Here is a 25,489-nt window from a genome sequence, read left to right as displayed (position 1 = left end):
CCGACCCCTTGACTCGGATCAACGGGGACCCAAGAATGATCGCGCTCTGACAACGTTGTCCGAAGGAGTAACCCCATGCACCGGATCCCACGGCCGCGCCTGCGCGGCCCGGCGGCCGCACTCGCCGCCGCCGCGCTCCTGGGCGGTGTTCTCACCGCCGGGGCCACGGCCCAGGCCGCGCCCCGGACCGACGGCCGGCTGACCGACCTGGTCAACCCGTTCATCGGCACCCAGAACGAGGGCAACACCTACCCCGGCGCCTCCGTGCCCTTCGGCATGGTGCAGCTCTCCCCGGACACCGGCCACAACACCGGGTACGACTACGGTGAGAACCACATCCGCGGCTTCTCCTCGGTCCATCTCTCCGGTGTCGGCTGCGGCCTGGGCGGCGACCTGCCGACCCTGCCCACCACCGGTGACGTCACCGAGACCGACTACGCGAAGTACGCGGCGGAGTTCAGCCACGACGACGAGAAGGCGAGCCCCGGCTACTACCGGGTCGGGCTCAAGACCGGCATCGACGCGGAGCTGACCGCGACGCAGCGCACCGGCGTGCAGCGCTACACCTTCCCGGCCACCGACAAGGCCAACGTCCTGCTCAACGCGGGCCAGTCACTGCACCGGACGCTCTCCTCCGACGTCGAGATCCTGGACAACCGCACCGTGCGGACCGCGATCAAGGGCAGCGGCTTCTGCCAGGACACCAAGGCGTACACCGTCTACACGGTCACCCACTTCGACCGGCCCTTCACCACGTCCGGAACCTGGAACGGCGACACCGTCACCGAGGGCTCCAAGAAGTCCTCGGCCACCGACGCCCGCAACGGCGCCTGGCTCCGCTTCGACACCACCAAGGACCGCACCGTCGAGGCCACCACGGCCCTGAGCTACGTCGACGCCAAGGGCGCCGCGCTCAATCTCCGCGCCGAAGGCGGCCGCAGCTTCGACCGGGTCGAGGGCGCCGCCCAGCGCAGCTGGGAGGACCGCCTCGAAGGCGTGAAGGCCCAGGGCGGCAGCGACGAACTCCGCCGCACCTTCTACTCCTCCCTCTACCGGTCCTTCCTCGCCCCCAACGTCGGCAGCGACGTCGACGGCCGCTACACCGGCTGGGACCAGAAGAAGCACCGCGCGAAGGACTTCACCTACTACCAGAACTGGTCCCTCTGGGACACCTACCGCACCCAGGCCCAGCTGCTCTCGCTGCTCGCTCCGCGCGAGTCCCGCGACATGGCGATATCCGTCCTGCGGATCGACGCCGAGAGCGGCTGGCTGCCCAAGTGGGGCTACGGCACGGTCGAGACGAACATCATGACCGGTGATCCGGTCACCCCCTTCCTCACCAACGCCTACCAGCAGGGTCTGCTGAAGGGGTACGAGGAGGAGGCGTACCGCGCCCTGAAGAAGAACGCCGACGGGGTGCCGGCCACCGCATCCGCCCCGGTCGGCCGCGAGGCCAACGTCGAGTACCTCAAGGACGGTTTCGCTCCGTACATCAGCGGCCGTCCGCACGCCAAGCCCGGTGACTCCGACTACGACCACGGTGCCTCCGCCACCCTGGAGTACGCCCTGTCCGACGGGATGCTCGCCGAGATGGCCCGCGACCTCGGGCACGACGCCGACGCCGCGCGCTACGGGGCACGCGCCCAGAACTACCGCAAGATCTTCGACCCCTCCACCGGCTTCTTCCGCGCCCGCGACGCCTCCGGCGCCTTCACCGGGCCCGCCGATCCGGCGCAGAGCGAGGGCTTCCACGAGGGAACGTCCTGGCAGTACCAGTGGATGGTGCCGCAGGACATCCCCGGCATGGTCGACCTGATCGGCGGCAAGGACGCCGCCAACCAGCGGCTCGACTCCTTCTTCGCGTACGACAAGCTCCTCGCCGACCCGGCCAAGACCGCTCGCGAGGTGTGGGTCAACGGCCCGTACGCGTACTACAACGCCGACAAGTACAACCCGCAGAACGAGCCCGACCTCATCGCGCCTTACACCTATCTCTCCACCGGCCAGCCGTGGAAGACGACCGATGTCGTCCACGCCGCCCTGACGCTCTTCACCAACGGACCGACCGGCATGACCGGCAATGACGACCTGGGCACCATGTCCGCCTGGATGGTCCTCTCGTCGATCGGCGTCTTCCCGGTCCAGCCGGGCACCGACACCTGGGGCCTGTCGACGCCGGCCTTCGAGCGCGTCGACATCAAGCTCGACCGCCGGTACTACCCGCGCGGCTCGCTCACGGTGAGCGCGCCCGGAGCTTCGGACACCGACCGCTACATCCAGTCGGCGCGGATCGACGGTGCGCAGCAGTCGCGCACCTACCTCACCACGGACGACATCCGCTCGGCCCGTTCGCTCTCCTTCACGGTGGGCAGCGAGCCGTCGGCCTGGGGCACCTCGCCCGAGGACGCCCCGCCCGCGCTGGGCTGATCCCGCTATCCGCGACACGCCGAGCGCCCTGCCTCTCTCCGGAAGAGGGGCAGGGCGCTCGGCGGCGTATGGCGATGTCAGGCGGGCAGCGGGGGCTCGATCGCCTCGGTGACGGTCGGGAAGACCGGAAGCACGGAGTCGAGGCCCAGCACCCCGATGAGCCGTTGTACGAACGGGGACGGCGCGGCGAGCCGCAGCCGTGGACCCAGCAGGGTCTGGCCCTGGAGGAGCACGTTCACCGTCGTCGAGTCCGCGAAACTCACGTCCGACAGGTCGACGACGACGGGCGCTGCGCCGTCCGCCGCCGCGCCCTCCAGCGCGGCGGCGAGCGGGGCGACGTTATCGATGTCGAGGTCGCCAGTCACGGCGAGCACCAGCGCGCCCCGGTCCTGCCGTGGGACGATTCTTACTGCTCTGCCGGCGCTGGGGGATGGAAGCACGGTCACCTCGTGATGCACTGGGTGGCGGGGGAGACCGCCGTGACCTGGATGGTCCGGTGCGAGTCCCGTCCCTGGTCGCGGCGGTAGGGCAACGATAGAAGTAATAGTTGCCATTTGACAACATTCTTCATGGGGCAACAATCTGTACCCGCACTGATCAACGAACGCACCCCCTCGGGAGTGCCTCAGCAACGCGGAAGCAGGGGCTGGATGAAGCTAGGCGCTGTCCGCGATGTCGTCGCGCAGCCGGTCGGCCGGACCCCGGCCGCCGGTGAGCCGCTGCGACGCGGCCGAGTGGAAGGCGGCCAGCCCTTCGGCGAGCGCCGCAACGTCTGCCGGCTGCATCCGTTCCAGCACGGCGGAGAGTTCGCGCGTACGGATCGCCCGGTACTCCTCCAGCAGGGCGCGGCCCCGCCCGGTCAGCCGGAGCTCGACCTCGCGCCGGCTCGTGGGGCTCGGGTCCCGCTGGACGAGGCCCATGGCCTCCATCCGGTCGCAGAGCCTGCTCACGGACGGGGCACGCGAGCCGAGCGCCTCGCCGAGCGAGCGAAGGTTGTTGCCCTCCAGCTTCTCGATGACGAGCAGGGCCCGCAGCTGCGAGGGCGAGACCGTACCCAAGGGCGCGGACTCCTGCCCGCGTCCCCACAGCACCTCCAGCAGTTCGGATGCGGCACGGACGTCCTCGGACACCCGCTCAAGGCGGTGGGGGAGACCGGCGCGGTGGGGCATCCGTCCACTCTGCCACCCGGAGCGTCCTCCTGTCAGCCTGGCCCCGTCCTTGTCCTGGGACGAAGAATGAGCGGAAGACCGTGAACGCCCGTACCGAAATCGAACGAGCCGTACGCGCTGCGGCACCGCACGCCCTGGTGGAGACGGTGCGCGCCGCCCTTGCCACCGCGTACGACGCCCGTTCCGTGCAGTTGCTGCTCGCGGACTACGCAATGACCGTGCTCAAGCCGGTCGGTCCCGAGCCGGAGAACGAACGCCCGCTGTCGATGCACAACAGCCCGCAGGGCCGTGCCTTCGGCAGCCAGCGCCCGCACGAGGAGCCGGCCGGGAACGGAGGCCAGGTCGAGCACCACTTCCCCGTGACGGTACGGGGCGAGCGTCTCGGAATCCTCAGCGTCCGCCTCCCGGCAGGGCGGTCGACCCCGGAGACCATGGACGAGCTGGCCCAGGTGGCCGATCTCCTGGGCCACGAGATCATCGTCGCCGAACGGGACACCGACCACTACGACAGGGTCCGCCGCGTCACCCGGCTCACCCTCGCCGCCGAGATGCAGTGGCAGCTGCTCCCCGCCCGCGCGTTCACCGCGGCGGAGTACGCCATCGGCGCGCAGCTGGAGCCTGCCTACGCCATCCACGGGGACAATTTCGACTGGGCCGCGGACAGCGACCAGCTGACCGTCGCGGTGACCAACGGCATGGGCGAGGGCATCCAGGCCTCGCTGCTCACCAACCTCGCCGTGAACGCGTTGCGCAACGCGCGAAGGGCCGGGATCGACATCGCGGACCAGGCCGCCCTCGCAGATCAGGCCCTCTACGACCAGCACCGCGGCAGCGCACACGTGTCGACCCTGCTGCTCCGCTTCGACCTCGCCACCGGTGCGGTCGGTGCGGTGGACGCCGGCTCCCCGCAGATGTGGCGGCTGCGCGGCAGGACGGTCGCACGCGTGGAGCTGGAGGCACAGCTGCCGCTCGGCATGTTCGAGGAGTCGCAGTACGTGGTCCAGAACCTGCGGGTGATGCCCGGCGACCGGCTGCTGCTCGTCAGCGACGGGGTGTACGACACCGTCTCACCCCTCGGCGAGCCCTACGTGGAGAGGGGCCTGACCAGGGCGATCCTCGCGACGCGGCTGCTGCCCGCGGCATCGGTGCCGGGCGCCGTCCTGAGGGAGCTCGCGGACTACCGCGACGGAGAGCCTCTCGACGACGCACTGGTCGTCTGTGTCGACTGGTTCGGCAGGCAGGAAAGCGGCGCCTGACACGGGCCCGGAGGCCGTCGGGTGGTTCAGCTGCTGAGCATGAACTCCGCGCGGATGCGCTTGCCGACCGGCACACGCTCGGCTGTCAGTCGATCGCACAGGGCGACGACGATCTCCATGCCGTGGCCGCCCAGCCGGCTCGGGTCCGGGGAGTAGAAGACCGGGAGGGCGCTGCTGCTGTCGTACACCGTCACGCTGATGCGCTCGGCGGTGCCCTCCAGCTCCAGCAGGTAGGGGCCGTGGCTGTAGCGGTCGGCGTTGGTGACCAGCTCGCTCACGGCCAGCATCAGATCGTTGCGGGTGTGCGTGCCGACCACGGCCATCCACTCGGCGACGAGTCGGACGAGGAACCGGTCGGCCAGGGCGCGCGCCCGCGAAATGCAACCGGGCTCGCCGTCGAACACCTCGGCGCTGTGCAGTGCCTCCGTGGGCGGGCGACCCACTGGAGGGTCGTCAGGCCGAGAGGTGGGCTGTTGGTTCATGTGCTCCAGCCATGGCGCAGCGGGGGAGGCCGTGGACCTCTCTTCTCGCTGGACGTGTACCCGCCTCGGAAGATCCCACTCCCGGGCGATGTCGGATAAATCAAGCACGTCCGGGAAGCCGGACCACTGACACGAAGAACTCGTCGATCTGACGGACCGCCGCGATGAACTGATCGAGGTCGACCGGCTTCGTGACGTAGGCGTTGGCGTGCAGTTTGTAGCTGCGCAGGATGTCCTCCTCGGCGGAGGAGGTGGTGAGCACGACCACCGGGATGAGCGAGAGCTCCGGGTCCTGCTTGATCTGCTCCAGCACCTGGCGCCCGTCGTACCTGGGCAGGTTCAGGTCGAGCAGGATCAGATCGGGGCGCGGGGCGTCGGCGTGCTCGCCACGGCCGTAGAGGAAGTCGAGCGCCTCCTGCCCGTCGCGGACCACATGGAGCGTGTTGCGGATCTTGTTGTCCTCGAACGCCTCGCGCGTCATCAACTCGTCGCCGGGGTCGTCCTCGACGAGCAGGACCTCGATGGGCTGTGCGGGGAGTGTCACGCGGTACCTCCGGGGATCTCGGCGGGGCCGGCCGCATCCTCGGCGGCAGGCTGGGAATCGTCGGCTTCGGCGGGCCGGGTGTCCTCGGCCTCGGCGGGCAGCGAGAAGTGGATGCGGGCGCCCGAGCGGGGTTCCGGATCCAGCCAGATCCTGCCGCCGTGGAACTCGATGATCTTGCGGCAGAGTGCGAGGCCTATGCCCGTGCCGTCGTACTCGTCACGGGCGTGCAGGCGCTGGAAGATGACAAAGACCTTCTCGGCGAACTCGGGGGCGATCCCGATGCCGTTGTCCGTCACCGTGAAGTGCCAGACGTCCTCCTCCCGCACACAGCCGATCGTGATGACGCACGGCTCGTCGGGGCGGCGGAACTTCACGGCGTTGCCGATCAGGTTCTGCCAGATCATCCCGAGTGTCGTCGCGTCACCGTTCACTTCGGGGAGGGGGTCCGCGCGCACCACCGTGGTGCCCGACTCCTCGATGCCCAGCGCCAGATTGCCCAGCGCCCGGTCCAGAGTGCGTTCGAGGTCGACGGAGGTCCAGCTGTCGTGGACCCGGCCCACCCGGGAGAAGGTGAGCAGGTCGTTGATGAGCACCTGCATCCGCTTGGAGCCGTCGACGGCGAAGTCGATGTACTGCTTGCCCCGCGCGTCCAGCTCGGTTCCGTAGCGCTTGTCCAGCAGCTGGCAGAAGGACGCGATCTTCCGCAGCGGCTCCTGGAGGTCGTGCGAGGCGACGTAGGCGAACTGCTCCAGCTCGGAGTTGGAGCGGCGCAGCTCCTCCGTCTGCTGCGCGAGCAGCTCCTCGCGTTCCTGCGCGGCGTCGAGCTCCTCGACCAGCCGGCACCGCATGTCCTCGACGGCGGCGGCCACCGCACGCACGTCGGAGGGCCCGGGCACGTCGATCCGCCGGCGGAAGGCACCGGCCCGCACCAGTCGGGAGGCCTCGGCCAGGGCGTTGAGCGGGCGCCCCACGACCCGGTGCAGCAGCAGGCTGAGGGCGATCACGCACAAGACGAAACAGGCGACGAGGGCGATCAGCGTGTGGTCGCGGGTGGTGCGTGCGTCATTGAGCTGGGCCCGCGCGTGGTCCCGGGCGGCGTCCAGCCGGGACTGCTGCGCCGTGTAGAGCCGCCGCAGGGTGTCGAAGGCGGCTTTGCTCCCGGCGGTTCTGGAGGACGAGTGGGCCTCCGGTCCGTCACGGCGGACGGCGGCGATCAGCGGTTCGGCATGTTGTCCGCGCCACCGTGCCGAGGCCGTGGCGATCCGTTCCAGATCGTTGGCGTAGGGCCCGTCGTCACCCATGGCGGAGCGGACCTGTGCCAGACGCGTCTGCTCGTTGCGCTTCCCGGCCGCGTACGGCTCGAGGAAGGAGGCGTCGCCGGTGAGGGCGTAGCCGCGGACCCCGGTCTCCTGGTCGAGCAGGGCGTTCTGCAGTTGGAAGGAGGCCGACCGGGCCGGCTGGATGCGGTCCACCAGTTCGGTGGTCCGGTCGGATATCGAGGCCAGGACGAGTCCGCCGACCACCAGGCAGCCGCACACGACCAGCACGAAGCAGGCCAGGATGAGATGGACCCAGTTCTGGACCGAGAGCCGGGCCAGTCGCCCCGGGTGCTGGGGGGTGTCGTCCTGCGGGTCACTGCTCATGGGCTGTCCGTTTCCAGGCGAGGTGCAGAACGGCCACGTCATCGGCGAGGCCGCCGTAGGGAGCCGCCCCCTCGGCGGCGCCGGCGACCAGCGCGTCGATGAACGGCCGGGCCGTCAGGCCGGCCTGGTCCCGGGCCATGGCCAGCAGACCCTCCTCACCCAGACGGGAGTCGGGTCCGGTGCGCCCTTCGAACAGGCCGTCCGTGAAGAGTACGAGACCGGCGCCGGGCTCCAGGGTGTGCCGGGTCGAGACCCACTGACCGTGGCCGGGCAGCAGCCCGAGAGCGATGCCGCCGTCCGGCTCGACCCACTCGATGTCGGTGTTGTGGCGCAGCAGGAGCCCCGGGTGGCCCGCCCTGACGATCCGGACGTGGTCCCGTTCCGGCGGGAAGACGAGTGAGGTGACGGTAGCGAAGACATGAGGGTCGGAACGCTCGGCGACGAGGATCTCCTCGAGCAGCGCGGGCAATTCCAGCGAGTCGGTACCGCACAGGACCGCGGTGCGCCAGGCGACCCGGAGGCACACGCCGAGCGCGGCCTCGGCCGCACCGTGCCCGGACACGTCACCGATCACGGCGTGGACCGTGCCGTCGGGTCTCTGGACCACGTCGTAGAAGTCGCCGCTGAGGAGTCCGTGGGCGCGGCCCGGCTCGTAGCGGGCGACGGCCTCGAAACTGTCGTCGTTCAGGAGCGGTACGGGCAGAAGTCCCCGTTCGAGGCGTGCGTTCTCCTGCGCCATCAGCTGAGTGGCGCGAAGGGCGGCCGCCGCCCGCTCCACCTGCTTGCGCTGGAGGGCGTAGCGGACCGAGCGCGACAGGGCCTGCGGGTCGATCCGCCCCTTGACGAGGTAGTCCTGCGCGCCGGTGGCCACCGCGTTCAGGCCGGCCTCGGCCTCCGCCAGGCCGGTCAGGACCACGATGGCCGCGTCCGGGGTGGTTTCCACGATCTGGGTGACGGCACTCAGCCCGTACACATCGGGGAGGTGCAGGTCCAGCAGGACGCAGACGGGCTTGCGTTGGCCGCGCAGGAAGGCCAGAGCCTCGGCCAGGCTCTTGCACCAGGTGAGCGCCGAGTCCAGCTCGCCGTCGGCGAGCATCTCCTCGACGAGCAAGGCGTCGCCCGCGTCGTCCTCGACCAGGAGGATGGAGGCGTTGACGTCCCATACGGAGGGCAGGCCGGCCGGCGCGGAGACGGTCTGCACCGGAAACGCCGCAGCGGCCGGATGCAGGGCCGGGGAGCCTGTGCGCATCTCAGCCACGCTTCACCCTCTCGTTGCGCCCGAGCGGGCTGCCTGTCGTCGCTCGCAGCATATGTGAACGGCACCCGCCGGTGTGCAGGGGTGCCGTTCACGCATGCTGCGAATGTGGGGGCTGAGGTGGTTCAGCTCCTGCGGATACGCGGTCTCCGAATGGAGGGGTGGCGCGGGACCGAGGCCGGTCCACGCGCCGGACAGGGAGGAGAGGGACCCCTGCCGCGGGACGCTCTCATGTGCCCGGGATCACGCCTCGACGAACATCCCGGCGCGCAACTGCTTGACGATGCGCGCGATGAGCCGGGAGACGTGCATCTGCGAAACCCCGAGTTCGGCGCCGATCTGGGACTGCGTCATCTCCTGGCCGAAGCGCATGCGCACGATCTGGCGCTCGCGGTCGTCGAGCTCTTCCAGCAGCGGAGCGAGCGTGTGGAGGTTCTCGACGGCCTCCATCCCGGGATCGTTCTCGCCGATCAGGTCGGCGAACGACCGTTTGTCGCTGCCGGCGTCGGTCTCGGCGGACGGCGCGTCCAGGGACCCTGCCGCATAGCCGTTGGCGGCGACGAGCCCCTCGATGACGTCCTCCTCGGGCAGGTCGAGCAGGTCGGCGAGTTCCTTGACCGTCGGGTCGCGGTCCAGCTCCGCGGAGAGCTGCTCCTTCGCCTTCGCGAGATCGACCCGCAGTTCCTGGAGCCGGCGCGGCACATGCACCGCCCAGGTGGTGTCCCTGAAGAAGCGCTTGATCTCACCGACGATGTAGGGGACCGCGAACGTGGCGAACTCCACCTCCCGGGAGAGATCGAAGCGGTCGATCGCCTTGATGAGTCCGATGGTGCCGACCTGGATGATGTCCTCGGTGTCGTCACCACCGCGGTTGCGGAACCGCGAGGCGGCGTACCGGACCAGTGAGAGGTTCATCTCGATGAGGGTGTTCCGCGCGTACTGGTACTCGCGCGTCCCCTCCTCAAGGGTCTGGAGACGGTCGAGGAACAGCTTCGACAGTGCGCGGGCGTCCTTCGGGGCCACCTTCCCGGTGTCCTCGATCCACGGCAGGTCCGAAGTGCCGTGGCCGGTGCGGGCGCTGTCCTGCTCCGAGAGTGTGCGCACGCTTCCGAAGGCTTCGCCTGTCCGCTCCGTCGTGGTCGCCATGGTGTCGCCCCTCCTTGTTCACAAGTTCGTCAGCCCTCGTGTGCCCCGTAATCGGGAGGTCATGCCGAGCGGATGCGAATTCTTTTCATCTCCCGGACACCGGCCTGGAGATGACTGTTTTGTGTATGTATGGGCCCCTGATCGAGTAGCGCGGACTTCCCGGACGCCGAGGGGCGGTCGGTCGACGACATCAGCCTTCGCAGCGCGAGCGGGCCCGGGTCAGCCCACGGGCATGTGGACGATCTGCCGGAGGGCCGGCCCGGACCCCGTAGTGAGGAGACCCGCCGCTACAGGGGTCACGACGACCCCGGCCACCACGCACACGAGCTGTGGTCGAGGGGCGGACAGCATGTCGGGGTGGCGTGGGTCGCAGCGCACAAACCGCGAGGGCGGCCCGCGCCACCGCGCGCCCGGCCGCCGGTGAGGACCCGGTCGCCGCGAAGGCGGTGGGATCGCCGTCGGGGCCGGTCCGGTCGATCCCGGCCGTGTCGCCCATCGCCCCGGCCGTCCGTGCCTCCCGGATTGCCGCCCCCGGGATGAGTCGCGGGAGCCGTTTCTGCTCCGGCTGGACGGCCGGCCCTGGAAGCGGGCCGTGGCAGACCCGGCGGGCCTCTCGGGATCAGGGTGGAGTTCGCGCAGACATGACCACGCGCGGAGGGAGGCGACGCTGCCCGGCCGTCCGGCCTCGCCGTCGGTGACCCCGCCCCGCACTCGAATGGAGCAGCGCCCGGAGCATGGCAAACTTGACGGGGGCGTTCGGCCCGCAGTGCGGCGGCTTTGCGTAGAAGCCCGCGGCCGGGCCAGTCCCGTGGATGTCAGTCCTCGTGCGCCCGGTTCGGCGGGGCGCCACGGTCTGCCGAGTGAATCCGGCGGCACAAGCTACAGAGGAACGGCAATGACGGTGACAGAGGACAGCCCGGAGATCGCGCCCGGAATCGAGGACTTCGGTCCCGGTATCGACCCGCAGCGGCTGGCCGTCTGCCTGAGTGTGCTCGACGAGCTCGACTCCATCGATGTCGACCATCCGGACGCCATCGCGGTGCGCCGCGCCACCGCCGGTATCTACCGCACCGTGAAGCAGCGGCGCCGCCAGGAGCGGCGCGCGGCGAAGACCGCGCACGACAAGGCCGTGACCGAGGCGACCGCCACCGGCTCGGCCGAGCGCATCGACGACGAGACCCAGGGCGTACTGCCGTCGTCCTCCGCCGCCTCCGAGATCGCCGGTGTCCTCCAGCGGCCGAGGTCCTGCTACATCTGCAAGACGCGGTACGTCGAGGTCGATGCCTTTTACCACCAGCTCTGCCAGGACTGCGCCCGCGAGAACCGCGCCCGGCGCGACGCGCGCACCGACCTCACGGGCCGCCGTGCCCTGCTCACCGGTGGCCGCGCCAAGATCGGCATGTACATCGCGCTGCGGCTGCTCCGCGACGGCGCGCACACCACGATCACCACCCGCTTCCCGAACGACGCGATCCGCCGCTTCAAGGCGATGCCGGACAGCGACGAGTGGATCCACCGTCTGAAGATCGTCGGCATCGATCTCCGCGACCCGGCCCAGGTCGTCGCGCTCGCCGACTCGGTGGCGGCCGAGGGGCCGCTGGACATCCTGATCAACAATGCCGCGCAGACGGTCCGCCGCTCACCGCAGGCGTACAGCGAACTGCTCGGCGCCGAATCCGCTCCGCTGCCCGCGGGTGAGCTGCCGGCCGCCGAGGTGATCGGCACCTTCGGCAGTGGCACCGTCGACCGCGTGGCCGCCCTGCCCGCCGCCCGCAAGGAAGGGCTGAGCGCGCAGGACGTCACCGAGCTGGCCCTGGTCACCGGTTCGGCGTCGCTGGAGCGCATCGCGGCCGGCACCGCGATCGACGCGGGCGGACTCGTCCCGGACCTGCATCACACCAACAGCTGGATCCAGACAGTCGACGAGGTCGAACCCATCGAGCTGCTGGAAGTCCAGCTCTGCAACTCCACCGCGCCGTTCATCTTGATCAGCAGGCTCCGCCCGGCGATGGCCGCGGCCGCCGCCAAGCATGCCTACGTGGTCAATGTCTCCGCGATGGAAGGCGTGTTCGGCCGCGGTTACAAGGGTGCGGGCCATCCGCACACCAACATGGCGAAGGCCGCGCTGAACATGCTGACCCGCACCAGCGCCCAGGAGATGTTCGAGAAGGACGGCATCCTGATGACCGCCGTCGACACCGGCTGGATCACCGACGAGCGCCCGCACCCCGACAAGATGCGGCTGGCCGAGGAGGGCTTCCACGCCCCGCTCGACCTGGTCGACGGCGCCGCCCGGGTGTACGACCCGATCGTCCGCGGCGAAGCGGGCGAGGCGATGTACGGCTGCTTCCTCAAGGACTACGCCCCCGCCAACTGGTAGCAGCACCCTCCTGAGGTCACAGGCCCGGTCCGGGAACTCTCCCGGGCCGGGCCTTTGCCATGGCTGGTGGCCTAAAGTGACCCAGGGCACACGTTCCATCGAGCATGGGCGCGCTCATTTGGTTACTCTGTGAGGAACGGACGCCACCAAGGGATCCACGAAGGTTCCTCGACCGTCCTGGGACAGGCCCGTCAACCGGGCCGCCGTCCCGCCCCGTACCCGGCGCCACCGCGACCGAAATAGAGATCCTGCCCTGCCCCGCACCACAGGCGGTCGACCACCGGATATGACGCCGGAGCGTCGGATACGCCGGGGGCTATGCGACACAAAGGAGTGCGCGGTGACGACACCAGAACTGACGAAGCGCGAGCAGCGGCCGGCCGAGCGGCACGGAGAGCGGGCCCGAAGGCCCGAAAAGCTCCGGAACATCGAGGTCTGGGCCAGGTCCGCGCCGATCCGGCTGGCCGGCTACGAGGACGATCTCGCGGAGCCGCACATCCTGCCCGGCATCGACTGAGCGCTTCCCGCCCGAGCTCCGGCCCGTACCCCGCACAGGGGCGGGGCCGGAGTTCGGTCGTGCGGCCGCGGCAGCGTGAGAGCAGGCGGCGTTTTGCGTCGCGTGCATGTCGCCATCGCTGGGACTCTTCCACGGCGGCGGCTGAGGGCTCCTGGGCAAGCAGCTCGTCGCCATCGTCTCCGGCAAGCCGGCTTCCGAGGACGACGGATCCGTCGAGGAGATCAGTAGGTCGCTGCGGACCCGCGAGGGTGGCCGGTGGCCGGGCCCGCGGGCGTCGGTCGCAGGAACTCCCGCACGTAGGTGCGGTGCCACCAGCATCCGGTGGCCCGCAGCTCGCGCCAGGTCGTGTACCGGTAGCGGTACACCCTGGCGCGGACGTGCGCCGGCGGTTCCCCGGGGAACGGGTTGTCCCCCAGCAACCGCAGGGTGTCCCGGTCGTTCTCCAGCAGCCGTTCCACGAACGGCCCGAACCAGGGCCTGGCGTACGCGGGCGAGAGCGCCGCGAACCACATCATCCAGTCGAGCCTCAGATGATACGGGGCGAACTGGCGCGGCAGCCGCCGCGGATCGCCCGGCTTGCCCCGGAAGCCGTACTCCCGCCAGACCGTGCCCGGGTGGATCTCCTGCTCGTCGGTGCCCTCGACCACCACTTCCATCCGGACCCGGCTGATGCTGCCGAACGCGCCGTACGTGTTCACCAGGTGCAGCGGGTCGAAGGAGCGGTTCATCACCTGTCGGCGCGAGAAGAGATTGCGGGCCGGGCGGTAGCTGAGGACCAGGACCAGGGCCGTGACGGCGATGACCAGCACCTCGTACCAGAGAGGCACAGCGGCCGGCGCGGGCGGCTCGGCGAGCGGGGACCAGTCCACGGCCGACAGGGCGAGGGCGATCGTCAGCCAGTTGAGCCAGGCGAAGTTTCCTGAGAGCACCAGCCACAGCTGGGTGAGGACCATCAGTCCCGCCGCCGCGCTCGCCACTGGCTGCGGGGTGAAGAGCAGCACCGGCACCAGAAGCTGCGTCACATGATTGGCCGCCACCTCGGCCCGGTGCACGGGCCGGGGGAGGTGGTGGAAGAACCAGCTCAGCGGACCCGGCATCGGCTGGGTCTCGTGGTGGAAGTACAGACACGTCAGCTTGCGCCAGCAGGCGTCTCCGCGGATCTTGATCAGTCCGGCGCCGAACTCCACGCGGAACAGCACCCAGCGCAGCAGCCACAGGACGAGCACCGGTGGCGCCGTGTCCGCGTTGCCGAGGAAGACGGCGAGGAACCCCGTCTCCAGGAGCAGTGACTCCCAGCCGAAGCCGTACCAGACGCTGCCGACCTGCACGATCGACAGGTACAGCGCCCAGGGCAGCGCCCACAGGAGCATGGCCCCCCACAGTGGAACGAAGCGGTCCGCGCCCGCGAGCAGTGCGACGGCGAGCGCGCAGCCGGACCAGGCGACCACGGCGAAGAACCGGTCGGAGCAGTACAGGCGGAACAGCCCAGGTGCGGTGCGCCAGTCCGTACGCCGCAGGAACTCGCGCGCGGGCAGCATGCCGCGCTCGCCGATCAGTGCGCGGAACTGGAGCGCGGCCCCGAGGAAGGCGGCCAGATAGATGACGGCCAGGCCCTTCTGGAAAAGGAGCCGGCCGAGCCAGTACCCGTCTGCGGTGAACCAGTCCATCGCTTCCAGTATCGGCCCGCCGCTCCCCGGCGTCTCACTTCCTTTGCGCGCGTTCCTCCGTGACGATCCGGCGCAGTGTGCGGCCGAGGCGGCGCGCGTACCAGTGCTGGACCACGGGTACGAGCGGTCCGGCCAGGCGGGTGTACCAGCGGACGGGCCGGCTGAACGCCATCACGGTGAACGAGACCGTGCCGTCCTCCGCGAGCTCGGCGACGAAGCACTCCTCGCCGCACTCGGGGTGGCGGGGAAGTGTTCCGTACGCGAATCCGATGCGTTCCGGACCGTACTCGGCCCAGACGACCCGGCAGGGTGCGGAGAACCGGAACGGCCCCGCTCCCAACGGCACTCGAACGGACGCACCGGGCTCGGCCCGTGGCGCGGAGGCCCGGACCTCGGCCCCGGAGACGCGGTGCATGCGGAATTCGGTGATCGCGGCGCCTGCCGCCTCGAGGTCGGCGCGGCCGTGTCCGACCTCGGTGCGGTGGTGGAGGTGGTGGTAGCCGTCGGGGAGCGGGCCGAGGCGGGTGGCGCCCGCCTCGGGGTACGTGAGGGTGTTCATGCTGTCCTTCCTTCGTGGGCGGTGCGGTGGTTCAGACGCTGCCAGGCGAGTACCGAGCAGAGCGCGAAGCCCAGCGCGTTGCCGACACCGTGCGTGGCGGCCATCCAGGCCAGGGTGGGGTGCGGGAGCCCGGTGGCCTCGCCCAGTGCCCAGCTCAGCGCGAGCACCATGGTCGCCGCGAGCACGGCGGCCGACGTGGCGAGCAGCAGACGGGTGGTCCGGTCACGTGCCGCGGGCCGGACCGTGCGCCAGGTCAGGAGGGCGACGGTCCACATGCCCGCTGTCAGGACCACTGCTCCGGCCAGTTCGGCCCAGTCGCCGATGAAGTAGCCGATCAGGACGAAAAGGGTGCCCAGTGGCACGCTCAGCGCCGCGAACCGGCCTGCCGCGCTGTCGGCAACGCGGCCGACCAGGCCCGAGACCAGAGCGGCGGCGAATCCGGCGAAGTGGAAGTGCGGCACGGTCAGCGCCAGGATCCCGAGGCCGAAGCCGAACAGCGGACGCCCCGAGCGCTCGGCGACCAGCGCGGTGGCGGCGACGGCGGGGGTCACCAGAGCGGTGAGCAGCGCGATCTCGGCGGGTGCCGTCCGCCACGACAGCAGCGGACCGGAGCGCCGGACGACGCGGGCCGGGGCGCGCAGAGCGAGGAGCGCGGCGCCGAGCGCGTAACCGAGGGCCAGGACGGTGGCGGCCGGTCCGCGCGGTAGCCAGAGGGCGTCTGCCCCCGGCAGGGCGAAGGCCGGCCACAGCCGCCGCATCCGGTCCAGGTCCGGGGCGTTCGCCAGCCGCAGCCCGACGGGCACGATCACCAGCATCCCGAGCATCACGATCAGACCCACCAGGACGGACATCACGCCACCCTCCCCGTACTTGAACGCGTTCAAGTGCTTGACCGTGCTGACTCTAGAGGCTTTCTTGAACGCGTTCAAGGCAGTGGGTGTGAGTCTCCCGCAGCCGTGCTCACGCCATGCCGCTCCGGCTTGCGGGGGAGGGGGAACTACGGCAGACATGAGGGAAGCACCCGGACCGGTGACCAGGCAGGAGACCTCTTCGTGCACGCACCGACACGCATGCGCCGCGCCGTGCTCGCCGTACTGTCCACCGGCATCCTCGTCACGGCGGGCTGCGCCCGGGAAACCGGGGGAGGCGGGCACGGCACCGAAGGAACGTCCGATGCCGAGGAAGTCCTCCTCCAGCCGGCCGCCGAGCAGGGGCCCGACCCCTTCACCAGGTCGACGGTGGAACCGGCCGGCGCCGCACCCCGCACGACCCCGCCGCGGGCGCCCGTGCCCGGCGACGGGGGCCCGCACACCCTTCCCGGATCGACTCCCGGCATCTACGGGGGAACCCGATCCGTCGCCTCGTGCGACGTCGGGCAGCAGGCCCGCCTTCTCGCAGCCGATCCGGCCAGGAAGGATGCTTTCGCCCAGGCCGCGGGTGTGCCCCGGAACGAGGTCGCGGACTTTCTGAGCGGCCTGACGCCCCTGGTCCTGCGCGCCGACACCCTGGTGGCCGACCACGGCTTCCGCGAGGGCTCCGCCCACACGTTCCAGGCCGTCCTCCAGGCGGGCACCGCCGTGATGGTGGACGGCCACGGTCTCCCGCGGGTCCGCTGCGCCTGCGGCAACCCGCTGGGGCGGCCCGTCGGCGCGAGGGGCACGGAGAGCGGACGGGGCGAGAAGTGGGAGGGCTACGACCCGGCGCGGATCGTCGTCGTCGCGCCCACCGTGGAGCCCGTCACGGCCCTGGTCGTCGTCGACGCGGACCACAACAGCTGGATGGAGCGCCCGGTCGGCGACGAGGGCGCCCGGGACCGCACCCCCGAGGTGCCACCGCCCTACGCTGCCGACACCGACATCACCGGGCCGCTGCCCGACGCGCCTTCGGCGAAGCCGAGGGAACCGAAGGTGCCGGAGAAGTCGGTCGCGCCTCCACCCTCGCGCTCCGCTCCCGCCCCGGGGGACTGCCCGACGCCCGGCGCTCCGACACCGCCCGGCGAGGCGGTCGCGGCAACGGAGCAGCCGACCGGTGCGCCGGAGTCCCGGCCGTCGAACTGCCCCACGCCGTCCGACGGCCCCACCGACGATTACCCGGAGCTCCCGACGGACGAGCCGACCGGCACACCCGTCGACCCGGACGAACCGCCGCAGGACCTGGTGCCGCCCATGACCGACGAGCCCCAGACCTCCATCCGGCTGCCGTGGCAGGACGACGTGGACGCGCCCGTCGACGGATGACCGGCCTGGTGACGGGCCGGGACGTCCGCTGTTTCCCGTGCGGGGGACGGGTTCCGCGTCCGGTCTCAGCCGGTGCGGTGCGCGTCCCGGCAGAGGCCGCGGGGCAGGTCGTCATCGATGAAGCAGACGTCCTTCTCCGCCTCACTCCTCGGTGGGCAGCCAGTTGCCGTGCAGTCCCAACGGGACCCGGACCGGCATCCGCACCCGCGCGACCGGGCCGGAGCCGGGGTCGTCGGCGGGGATGACGAGCAGCCAGCTGCTGTTGTCGGTGCGGTCGGTGGCGTACGTCAGCCAGTGGCCGCCCTCGCCGGGCGCGCTGCCCGGCGAGGGCGCGAAGACCGGCTCGCCGACGGACAGATCTCCGGCCCGCCACACCACGCTCGCGCCCGACGCGTCCGCACCGTCGTACCAGCGCAGCGCGTCGAACTCGCCCGGCAGCAGATGCGGGTCCCCGGAGTCCGCGGCCACGGCCAGCTGGTGGTGGCGCCGGCCGATCAGACGGTCGCCCGTGCGCGGCAGTTCCATCCTGGCGTCGTCGAGCATGGTCCGGTGCATCGTGCCGGCCACGGGGTCGATGACCGCACGGACCAGACCGGCGGTGTTGGGCTGCCCCGAACCGTCGGGCGCGCCCATGGAGAGGCGGGACCACTGCACGTAGTCCAGCACCACATCACCACCGCCGGGCTCGGTGTCGTACGCGTTGACCGTGTGCCACAGCCAGAACGCCTCGTCGGACGCCCACCGCACCGGGCCGCCGTCGCGGGAGACCAGGGCCACCCGGGTGCCGCGCTCGGGCCGCCAGTCGATCATGGATCCGCCGTTCATCGCGGCGGCGATGTCGAAGAACACCGGCGCCAGCACGATCACCAGGAACCGTGCGGTCAGTGCCATGTCGTGGATCATCATCGGTTCGTCGAGGCCGTCGATGGAGGTGGGGCCACGGGTCCCTCATTCAATCTCCGGGCGGGCGCCGCTGCAACGCGGGCCCCGGGGTGCGGAGATGCGCCGGGAGGGTCTCGGCATCACCATGGAGGAAGCGGCAGAGTGCCGCGGAACATGCCCCGGAGGTGTCCGGTGGCCCAAGCCAATTCCGGTCGGCGGACCGGGAATCTGTTCTTCGCGTTCGCCCCGTGGATCATCTTCGATGTCATCGCCTCCCCCAGCACCTGGGAATACGCGGCACTCGCCGGTCTCGTGGCCGCCGTGGCGCTCAACCTGCCCGACCTGCGCCGCGGTTCGTTCAAGGTGCTGGAGGTCACGGGCATCGCCTTCTTCGCTCTCCTCAGCGTCCTGGCACTCTTTCTGGACCGCCAGGACCTGTACTGGGTGGAGCGGTACGCCCAGGTGTTGTCCAGCGCCGTGATCGCGGTGGTGGCGCTCGGCTCGCTGGCGTTCGTCCCCTTCACCGAGCAGTACGCGCGGGAGTCCACGCCCCGTGAGGTGTGGGGCACGCCCGCTTTCCAGCATGTGAACCGGATGCTCACCCTGCTCTGGGGAGGGGTCTTCGCCGCGACCGCCCTGTTGGGCCTGCTCGCGGTGCACACGTCGTCCGGTGCGGACTGGTACAACTGGATCATCCCCGTCGTCCTGCTGGTTCTGGCTGTCCGCGTCACGGAGCGTTACCCGGACCGAGTGCGCGAGCGGTACCGGAGCGTCCGCGCCGGCCCGTGACGGGCCCGCCGCCCTTTGGTCCAGACCTATTGACGGAAGGTCTGGACCACTTTACGTTGAGTGCATGCGGGGTCCCGGCAAGCGCGACCCCGCCCAAGAATTGTCAGGTACATGCCATCAAGGGGGTTCGTCATGTCCGCTCGCACCTCACGGCTGCTGGGAGCCGGTCTCGCGGCGGCGTGCATCGTACAGATGCTGGTCGCGGCCACACCGAGCTCCGCGCAGGAGGACACCTGCGCGGTCAAGTCCAAGCCGTCCGGCAAGGTGCTCCAGGGATACTGGGAGAACTGGGACGGCGCGTCCAACGGTGTGCATCCGCCCCTGGGCTGGATCCCGGTCACCGACAGCCGCATCCCGCAGCACGGCTACAACGTGATCAACGCGGCCTTCCCGGTGATCCGCCCGGACGGCACCGTCCTGTGGGAGGACGGGATGGACTCGACCGTGAAGGTCCCGACCCCGGCCGAGATGTGTGGGGCGAAGGCCTCCGGGCTCACCACCCTGATGTCCATCGGCGGTGCTGCCGCGGGCATCGACCTCAGCTCCGGCGCGGTCGCCGACCGCTTCGTCGAGACCGTGGTGCCGATCCTCAAGAAGTACAACTTCGACGGCATCGACATCGACATCGAGACCGGTCTCACGGGCAGCGGCAACATCAGTCAGCTGTCGGCCTCGCAGGCCAACCTGATCCGCATCATCGACGGCGTGCTCGCGCGGATGCCCTCCAACTTCGGGCTGACGATGGCGCCGGAGACGGCCTACGTCACGGGCGGCAGCATCACCTACGGCTCGATCTGGGGCGCGTACCTGCCGATCGTGAAGAAGTACGCCGACAACGGCCGGCTCTGGTGGCTGAACATGCAGTACTACAACGGCAGCATGTACGGCTGCGCGGGCGATTCGTACTCCGCGGGCACCGTCGAGGGCTTCACTGCGCAGACGGACTGTCTCGACAAGGGACTGGTCATCCAGGGCACCACCATCAAGGTGCCCTACGACAAACAGGTACCCGGTCTGCCCGCCCAGCCGGGTGCCGGGGGCGGACACATGGCGCCGAACCTCGTCGCGCAGGCCTGGAACCACTACGGCGGCAGCCTCAAGGGGCTGATGACCTGGTCGCTGAACTGGGACGGATCCAGGAACTGGACCTTCGGCGACAACGTCAGGGCGCTGCAGGGACGCTGACATCCCTGGAACGGCGGCGGCCCCGGACCACCCCCGCACCGGGGGTGGTCCGGGGCCGCCGCCGTGGTGTCAGTTGCCGGGCTCCGAGGCATCCAGCATGGCGTCTCGCTCCACGACCTTGACCCGCTCGCGGCCCTGCGCCTCGCCCAGGGCGCGCTCGTGTGCGTCCAGGCGATACCAGCCCTCGCGGGTGGTGTAACGGACGCCGCGCGACTCCAGGAACTCGGTCACGGCCGAGGGCTCGGGCTGTGCAGGGGCCGCGAGCCGGCCGCTGGTGTGGTCCTCCAGCAGGCAGGCGACCGTTTCGTTGGCGTCGCCCTTGGTGTGCCCGATCAGGCCGATCGGGCCCCGCTTGATCCAGCCCGTGACGTACACCGACTCCATCGGCTCACCGCCGGCGAGAACCCGCCCGGCGGCGTGCGGAACCGTGCCGGACGCGACGTCGAACGGGAGCTTGGGCAGCTCCTGCGAGTAGTAGCCGACCGCCCGGTAGACGCTCTGCACGTCCCAGTCGTGGAAACGGCCGGTGCCCTTCACGTTTCCGGTGCCGTCCAGCTCGGTGCGCTCGGTTCGCAGTCCGACGACGCTGCCGTCCTCGCCGAGGATCTCCACGGGGGACTCGAAGAAGTGCAGGAAGAGCTTGTGCGGCCGGTCGCCGACGTCGCGGATCGCCCAGTTCTCCAGCGTGGAGGCGACCATGTTGGCCTGCTTGTTCCCGCGCCGGGTCTCGATCGAGCCGGCGTCGTAGTCGATGTCCTCGGGGTTGACGATGACCTCGATGTTCGGCGAGTGGTCCAGCTCGCGCAGCTCCATCGGGCTGAACTTCGCCTGGGCGGGACCGCGCCGTCCGAAGACGTGCACCTCCAGCGCCCTGTTCGCCTTCAGGCCGTCGTAGACGTTGGCGGGGATCTCGGTCGGCAGCAGTTCGTCGGCGGTCTTGGCGAGGATGCGGGCGACGTCCAGGGCCACGTTGCCGACACCCAGCACGGCGACCTTCTCGGCCTCCAGCGGCCAGGTGCGCGCCACATCCGGGTGCCCGTCGTACCAGGAGACGAAGTCGGCGGCGCCGTGCGAGCCGTCCAGGTCGCTCCCCGGTATGTCGAGGGCGCGGTCGGCGTCGGCGCCGGTGGAGAAGATCACCGCGTCGTAGAAGCTCCGCAGCTCGTCCAGGCCGATGTCGTTCGGGTAGTCGACGTTCCCGAAGAGCCGGATCTGGGGCTTGTCCAGGACCTGGTGCAGCGCGTGCACGATGCCCTTGATCCGCGGGTGGTCCGGGGCCACGCCGTAGCGGATCAGGCCGAAGGGGGCGGGCATCCGCTCGAACAGGTCGATGGAGACGCCCGGGTCGGCGGCGGCGTCGGATTTGAGCAGCGCGTCCGCTGCGTAGATTCCGGCGGGGCCGGCTCCGACGATGGCTACGCGGACGGGGCGTGTCATGGCGAGCTGTTCCTTAGGACGAACGAGCAGGAGCGGGGCGGGCCGTGGTAAGGCTTGGCTTACTCCGCCCCCACGCACACGTTAGTCGCTGCACCTGCCCGTATTCGGGGCGGGTCGGTGTTCTGCGGGGATATCCGGCCCCCCGCACCTTTGCCGCTCCTCGGAATCCCGCGCAATCGCTGGGGAGGCTGCCTCGCCCGGCGCCTCGTAAATGTGTTCCATCCCACGTTCAGCTGGTGGACGGTTCGCGCGAAGAATCGGGCAAATGATGGCAGAGTTACGCATATGGATGATCGGGTAGCGGGTGCCCTGTCACTCCCGGACGATTGGCCCGCCCACCCGGACCTCAGTCTCGCCCTGAACCGTATGGGCAGTTTCGACTGGGACCTGGACAGCGGCCTCATGCACATGGACCAGCCGGCCCTCGACGTGTTCGACCTGACGGCCGACGAGTACGACAACAGGCCGGAGACGCTCGGGACGCGGGTGCCGCCGGACGAGGCCATGCGGCTCGACGCCATGGTGACGCAGGCACTCAAGACCGGCAGGAGCAACTACGGGGCCTATTTCCGCATGCTGCGCCGCGACGGGACCCTGCGCTGGATGCACACGCAGGGCTTCGTCCGCCGGGACGCCACCGGCCGGCCGCGACGCATCATCGGCATCGTCCGGGACGCCAGCGAGGAACTGGCGGACTCCACCGCCCGTCGCGAACTGGACGAGGAGCGGCAGCGGCGCACCAGCCTGGTGGAAGCCACCACGGCCGCGCTGGCCCACGCCCGTACGGTCAAGGACGTCATCGACGTGCTCAAGAACTCCCAGGGGCTCGCCCACCTGGGGGCGACGAGCCTGGTCATGGGGCTGATCGAGGCGGGGCGCATCCACCTGGTGGCCGACGGGCCCGAGGGTGCCTTCGTGCCGGGCACCCGGTACACGCGGACCGACGAGCAGTACCCGATGAGCGAGGTCGTCCGCACGCTCGGCCCCCGGTTCATCGAGTCCGCCGAGGACTTCGCGGACTCGTACCCGGTCCTGTGGCCCCACATCAGTCATCTGGGCATCACCTCGGCGGCCTACCTGCCGCTGATCGCCCAGGCCCGTCCCATCGGTGCGCTCGGGCTGCTCTACAGCGACAAGGACGGATTCACGGCCGACGAACGCAATCTGCTGGTCGCCCTCGGCAGCTCCATCGCGCAGAGCCTCCAGCGCGCCATGCTGTACGAACAGGAGCACGACCTGGCGGAGGGGCTCCAGCAGGCGATGCTGCCGCGCCGCGTCCCCGAGGTGCCCGGCGCCCAGATCGCCGTGCGCTACCGCTCGGCCAGGCTGGGCCGGGACATCGGCGGCGACTGGTACGACGTCATCCCGCTGCCCGGCGGCCGGGTCGGTACCGTCATCGGGGACGTCCAGGGCCACGACACGCACGCCGCCGCCGTCATGGGGCAGCTGCGCATCGTGCTGCGCGCGTACGCGGCCGAGGGGCACAGCCCCGCGACGGTCATGGCGCGGGCGTCGGTCTTCCTGCACGAACTGGACACCGACCGCTTCGCGACCTGCACCTACGCCGAGGCCGACCTGACCACCGGTGTGGTGCAGGTGGTCCGGGCCGGGCATGTCGACCCGTTGATACGCGACGCCGACGGGAGCTGTCGCAAGGTGCTGGTCGAGGGAGGTCTGCCGCTGGGGCTCTCCGCGGAATTCGGACGGCTGGAGTATCCGGTCAGCACGGTCGAGCTGGACCCGGGTCAGACCATGGTGCTGTTCACCGACGGTCTGGTGGAGCTGCCGGGAGCCGACCTCGACGAGGGCGTGCAGCTGCTCACCGCCATGATCAGGAACGGCCCCCAGGACCTTCAGCGGCTGGCCGACCGGCTCTGCGAATCGGTCGACGAACGCGGCGGCGAGGACGATGTGGCGGTCCTGCTGCTGCGCCGCAAGGCCGCCCACGCTCCGCAGCCCGGCGGCCGGCTCCAGCAGCACGTGGGGCAGAACGATCCGGAGGCCCTCAGCTCCGCGCGGCACATGATCCGTGCGGCGGTGCGGGCGTGGGGCGCCAAGGAGCGGGCCGACGAGGTGGAGCTGGCCGCCGACGAGCTGACGACCAACGCCCTGATGCACACCGATGGCGGCGCGATCGTCACCATCCGGGTGCTCACCGGGCCCGAGCGCCGCCTGCGCGTCGATGTCGAGGACCGCTCCAGTGCGCTGCCGCGCCGCCGGGACGCCGGCGAGGCAGGGGTCTCGGGCCGCGGACTCATGCTCGTCGACCGGCTGGCGGATGCCTGGGGCGTCGAATCCCGGGGGACCGGCAAGTGCGTCTGGTGCGAATTCGTCATCCCGCCGCGCGGCTGATCCGGTGACGGCCGCTGCCGTCCACCGGGGTTGAGCGCTACCAGAAAGTAACAGAACGTAACATGTCTGTACTTGACCGTAACCGACCACCAGGGATTGACTGCGACTCCGTCAGTCTTCGGCTTCCATGACATGAGGACCCGTTGGGCACTGAGCTACTGGCACCTCTCGACCTGGCCTTCTGGCACCTCGAGTCCGATGCGCATCCCATGCACCTCGGCGCGCTCGCCGTCTTCGCGCCGGGGGACGGTCCGGCACCCGGCCCCGATGCTCTCCTCGCGCTGCTCGGCGCCCGTGCCGCAGCCATCCCCCGGCTGCGCATGCGGGTGCGGGACGTGCTGCTGCCGGTCGGAGGCGCTGCCTGGTCGGTGGACAAGGACTTCGACGTCCACCGGCACGTCAAGCGGGTGCGCCTGCCCGAGGTGGCGACCGCGGGCGAGGGCCGGGCAGGGTTCATGGCGGCGGCCACCCGGCTCGCGGGCGAGCTGATGGAGCAGCCGCTGCGCAGAGGGCTGCCGCCCTGGGAGATGTACGTCATCGGCGGCGCCCCGGACGGAACCTTCGCCGTGCTCGTCAAGCTTCACCACGCCCTCGCCGACGGCATGCGCGCGGTCGCCATCGGGGCCGGGATCTTCGACGAGATCGCCTCGCTCGCGGGCCGGAGCCGGCCGGGACCGGCGGCCGGACGGGTCCTGCCGGTGGCGCCGCGCTCCTGGATGCCCGGACCCCGTCAGGTCGCAGGCCTCGCCCTCGGGCGGATCGAGGACCTCGGCCGGGCGTTCGGCGTCGGGGCCTCACTGGTGCGCGCCAGCCGCCTCGACCTGCGCGGAGCGCCGGCCCTCAGCGCCAGCTCCTCCGGCACCCGGCGCCTTGCCACGGCCGACCTCGACCTCGAAGCCGTGCAGCGGATCCGCCGGGCGGCGGGCGGTACCAGCAATGACGTGCTGCTCGCGATCGTGGCGGGCGCGCTGCGCCGCTGGATGCTGGAGCGCGGCGAACCGCTGCCCGGCGCCGACCCGCGCGCCCTGGTCCCCGTCTCCCGGCGTCGCCCGGGTGGCGCGGCCGCGGCCGGCGGCAACCGGCTCTCCGCCTACCTGCTGGGCCTCCCCGTCTCCGAACCCGACCCCTGGGAGCGGCTTCGGGCCGTCCGTGGGGCCATGGACCGCAACAAGTCCGCCGGGCCGCTGCGCGGGGCCGGAGCGGTCGCGGTCCTCGCCGACCAGCTGCCCTCGCTGGCCCACCGCTTCGGTGCGCCGCTCGCGGGGAGCGCCGCCCGGTTGCTCTTCGACGTGCTGGTCACCAGTGTGCCGCTGCCGCGCTCGGCCCTCTCGCTCGGCGGCTGCCCGTTGCGCGCGCTCTATCCGATGGCGCCGCTGGCCCGCGGCCAGTCGCTGGCCGTCGCGCTGACCACGTACGGCGGCACCGTACAGATCGGACTGGTGGCCGACGGCAAGGCGCTGCCCGATCTGGAGCGCCTGGGGCGCTGCGCGGAGGAGGAGGTGGCCGAACTGCTGACGCTGCTGCCTGCGCCCGCCCTCTCATAGATCGGACAGGTGGCGGAG

At 70.7% G+C, this 25,489-nt stretch carries 20 protein-coding genes and 1 pseudogene; 9 read left to right on the top strand and 12 right to left on the bottom strand.

Features of this window, described 5'->3' with window-relative positions:
• The first annotated feature begins 75 nt into the window (after positions 1 to 75).
• Positions 76 to 2,427 carry a GH92 family glycosyl hydrolase gene (locus OG538_RS02370; RefSeq protein WP_406089625.1) on the top strand — a complete coding sequence of 784 codons (2,352 nt, stop codon included), beginning with the start codon at positions 76 to 78 and terminating at the stop codon, positions 2,425 to 2,427.
• A 77-nt stretch (positions 2,428 to 2,504) separates the two neighbouring features.
• Here OG538_RS02370 and OG538_RS02365 read toward each other — a convergent pair whose 3' ends face one another.
• Positions 2,505 to 2,867 carry an STAS domain-containing protein gene (locus OG538_RS02365; protein ID WP_406099956.1) on the bottom strand — a complete coding sequence of 121 codons (363 nt, stop codon included), beginning with the start codon at positions 2,865 to 2,867 and terminating at the stop codon, positions 2,505 to 2,507.
• 216 nt (positions 2,868 to 3,083) lie between these two features.
• Complete coding sequence (locus tag OG538_RS02360) at positions 3,084 to 3,596, bottom strand: MarR family winged helix-turn-helix transcriptional regulator (RefSeq protein WP_406089623.1); 513 nt, start codon at positions 3,594 to 3,596, stop codon at positions 3,084 to 3,086.
• 80 nt (positions 3,597 to 3,676) lie between these two features.
• Between OG538_RS02360 and OG538_RS02355 the strand changes: the two genes are divergently transcribed.
• The gene (locus OG538_RS02355) at positions 3,677 to 4,852 is read left to right on the top strand and encodes a PP2C family protein-serine/threonine phosphatase (protein WP_406089621.1); all 1,176 of its coding nucleotides are present in this window, start codon (positions 3,677 to 3,679) and stop codon (positions 4,850 to 4,852) included.
• Positions 4,853 to 4,878: 26 nt separating this feature from the next.
• Here OG538_RS02355 and OG538_RS02350 read toward each other — a convergent pair whose 3' ends face one another.
• The 5 genes from OG538_RS02350 to OG538_RS02330 all read right to left on the bottom strand — a co-directional run bounded on the left by OG538_RS02350 (position 4,879) and on the right by OG538_RS02330 (position 9,922).
• Positions 4,879 to 5,334 carry an ATP-binding protein gene (locus OG538_RS02350; protein ID WP_406089619.1) on the bottom strand — a complete coding sequence of 152 codons (456 nt, stop codon included), beginning with the start codon at positions 5,332 to 5,334 and terminating at the stop codon, positions 4,879 to 4,881.
• Between the two features lie 100 nt (positions 5,335 to 5,434).
• The gene (locus OG538_RS02345; protein WP_406089617.1) at positions 5,435 to 5,878 is read right to left on the bottom strand and encodes a response regulator; all 444 of its coding nucleotides are present in this window, start codon (positions 5,876 to 5,878) and stop codon (positions 5,435 to 5,437) included.
• Positions 5,875 to 7,521, bottom strand: coding sequence for a CHASE3 domain-containing protein (locus OG538_RS02340; protein WP_406089615.1), 1,647 nt, complete (start codon positions 7,519 to 7,521; stop codon positions 5,875 to 5,877). The genes OG538_RS02345 and OG538_RS02340 overlap by 4 nt, the downstream gene beginning before the upstream one ends.
• Positions 7,511 to 8,770 carry a PP2C family protein-serine/threonine phosphatase gene (locus OG538_RS02335; protein ID WP_406099955.1) on the bottom strand — a complete coding sequence of 420 codons (1,260 nt, stop codon included), beginning with the start codon at positions 8,768 to 8,770 and terminating at the stop codon, positions 7,511 to 7,513. The genes OG538_RS02340 and OG538_RS02335 overlap by 11 nt, the downstream gene beginning before the upstream one ends.
• Before the next feature lie 249 nt (positions 8,771 to 9,019).
• Positions 9,020 to 9,922 (bottom strand): RNA polymerase sigma factor SigF, encoded by a 903-nt coding sequence (locus tag OG538_RS02330; protein WP_406089613.1) that lies wholly within the window; start codon positions 9,920 to 9,922, stop codon positions 9,020 to 9,022.
• 895 nt (positions 9,923 to 10,817) lie between these two features.
• Here OG538_RS02330 and OG538_RS02325 point away from each other — a divergent pair.
• Both OG538_RS02325 and OG538_RS02320 read left to right on the top strand, forming a co-directional pair.
• Positions 10,818 to 12,302: an SDR family NAD(P)-dependent oxidoreductase gene (locus OG538_RS02325; RefSeq protein ID WP_406089611.1), complete on the top strand. Its 1,485-nt coding sequence runs from the start codon at positions 10,818 to 10,820 to the stop codon at positions 12,300 to 12,302.
• Between the two features lie 340 nt (positions 12,303 to 12,642).
• Positions 12,643 to 12,819: a hypothetical protein gene (locus OG538_RS02320; RefSeq protein ID WP_406089609.1), complete on the top strand. Its 177-nt coding sequence runs from the start codon at positions 12,643 to 12,645 to the stop codon at positions 12,817 to 12,819.
• Between the two features lie 221 nt (positions 12,820 to 13,040).
• Here the strand turns inward: OG538_RS02320 and OG538_RS02315 are convergent, their stop codons facing one another.
• From OG538_RS02315 to OG538_RS02305, 3 genes are read right to left on the bottom strand one after another with little or no spacing between them, the layout of a single operon-like run.
• A complete protein-coding gene (locus tag OG538_RS02315; protein WP_406089607.1) occupies positions 13,041 to 14,486 on the bottom strand; it encodes a lipase maturation factor family protein in 1,446 nt (481 codons plus the stop codon).
• Positions 14,487 to 14,520: 34 nt separating this feature from the next.
• Positions 14,521 to 15,045 carry a DUF1990 family protein gene (locus tag OG538_RS02310; protein ID WP_406089606.1) on the bottom strand — a complete coding sequence of 175 codons (525 nt, stop codon included), beginning with the start codon at positions 15,043 to 15,045 and terminating at the stop codon, positions 14,521 to 14,523.
• Positions 15,042 to 15,896: a YndJ family protein gene (locus OG538_RS02305; RefSeq protein ID WP_406099954.1), complete on the bottom strand. Its 855-nt coding sequence runs from the start codon at positions 15,894 to 15,896 to the stop codon at positions 15,042 to 15,044. The genes OG538_RS02310 and OG538_RS02305 overlap by 4 nt, the downstream gene beginning before the upstream one ends.
• Before the next feature lie 201 nt (positions 15,897 to 16,097).
• Between OG538_RS02305 and OG538_RS02300 the strand changes: the two genes are divergently transcribed.
• A complete protein-coding gene (locus tag OG538_RS02300; protein ID WP_406089604.1) occupies positions 16,098 to 17,282 on the top strand; it encodes a DUF6777 domain-containing protein in 1,185 nt (394 codons plus the stop codon).
• Positions 17,283 to 17,423: 141 nt separating this feature from the next.
• Here the strand turns inward: OG538_RS02300 and OG538_RS02295 are convergent.
• Positions 17,424 to 18,224: pseudogene (locus OG538_RS02295) on the bottom strand (carotenoid oxygenase family protein); the annotation flags it as partial.
• 132 nt (positions 18,225 to 18,356) lie between these two features.
• On the opposite strand from OG538_RS02295, the gene OG538_RS02290 reads away from it, so the two are divergent.
• The gene (locus OG538_RS02290) at positions 18,357 to 18,953 is read left to right on the top strand and encodes a hypothetical protein (protein ID WP_406089602.1); all 597 of its coding nucleotides are present in this window, start codon (positions 18,357 to 18,359) and stop codon (positions 18,951 to 18,953) included.
• 132 nt (positions 18,954 to 19,085) lie between these two features.
• Positions 19,086 to 20,138 carry a chitinase gene (locus OG538_RS02285; protein WP_406089600.1) on the top strand — a complete coding sequence of 351 codons (1,053 nt, stop codon included), beginning with the start codon at positions 19,086 to 19,088 and terminating at the stop codon, positions 20,136 to 20,138.
• Between the two features lie 69 nt (positions 20,139 to 20,207).
• Here the strand turns inward: OG538_RS02285 and OG538_RS02280 are convergent, their stop codons facing one another.
• Positions 20,208 to 21,575 (bottom strand): FAD-dependent oxidoreductase, encoded by a 1,368-nt coding sequence (locus OG538_RS02280; RefSeq protein WP_406089598.1) that lies wholly within the window; start codon positions 21,573 to 21,575, stop codon positions 20,208 to 20,210.
• 285 nt (positions 21,576 to 21,860) lie between these two features.
• On the opposite strand from OG538_RS02280, the gene OG538_RS02275 reads away from it, so the two are divergent.
• Both OG538_RS02275 and OG538_RS02270 read left to right on the top strand, forming a co-directional pair.
• Positions 21,861 to 23,927: a SpoIIE family protein phosphatase gene (locus OG538_RS02275; RefSeq protein ID WP_406089596.1), complete on the top strand. Its 2,067-nt coding sequence runs from the start codon at positions 21,861 to 21,863 to the stop codon at positions 23,925 to 23,927.
• A gap of 143 nt (positions 23,928 to 24,070) precedes the next feature.
• Positions 24,071 to 25,471, top strand: coding sequence for a wax ester/triacylglycerol synthase family O-acyltransferase (locus OG538_RS02270; RefSeq protein ID WP_406089594.1), 1,401 nt, complete (start codon positions 24,071 to 24,073; stop codon positions 25,469 to 25,471).
• The last annotated feature ends 18 nt before the right edge of the window (positions 25,472 to 25,489 follow it).

Origin of the sequence: Streptomyces sp. NBC_01013 (assembly GCF_045162765.1) — a bacterium.
GTDB lineage: Bacteria > Actinomycetota > Actinomycetes > Streptomycetales > Streptomycetaceae > Streptomyces.
This window is presented reverse-complemented; position numbering and strand designations above follow the sequence as displayed.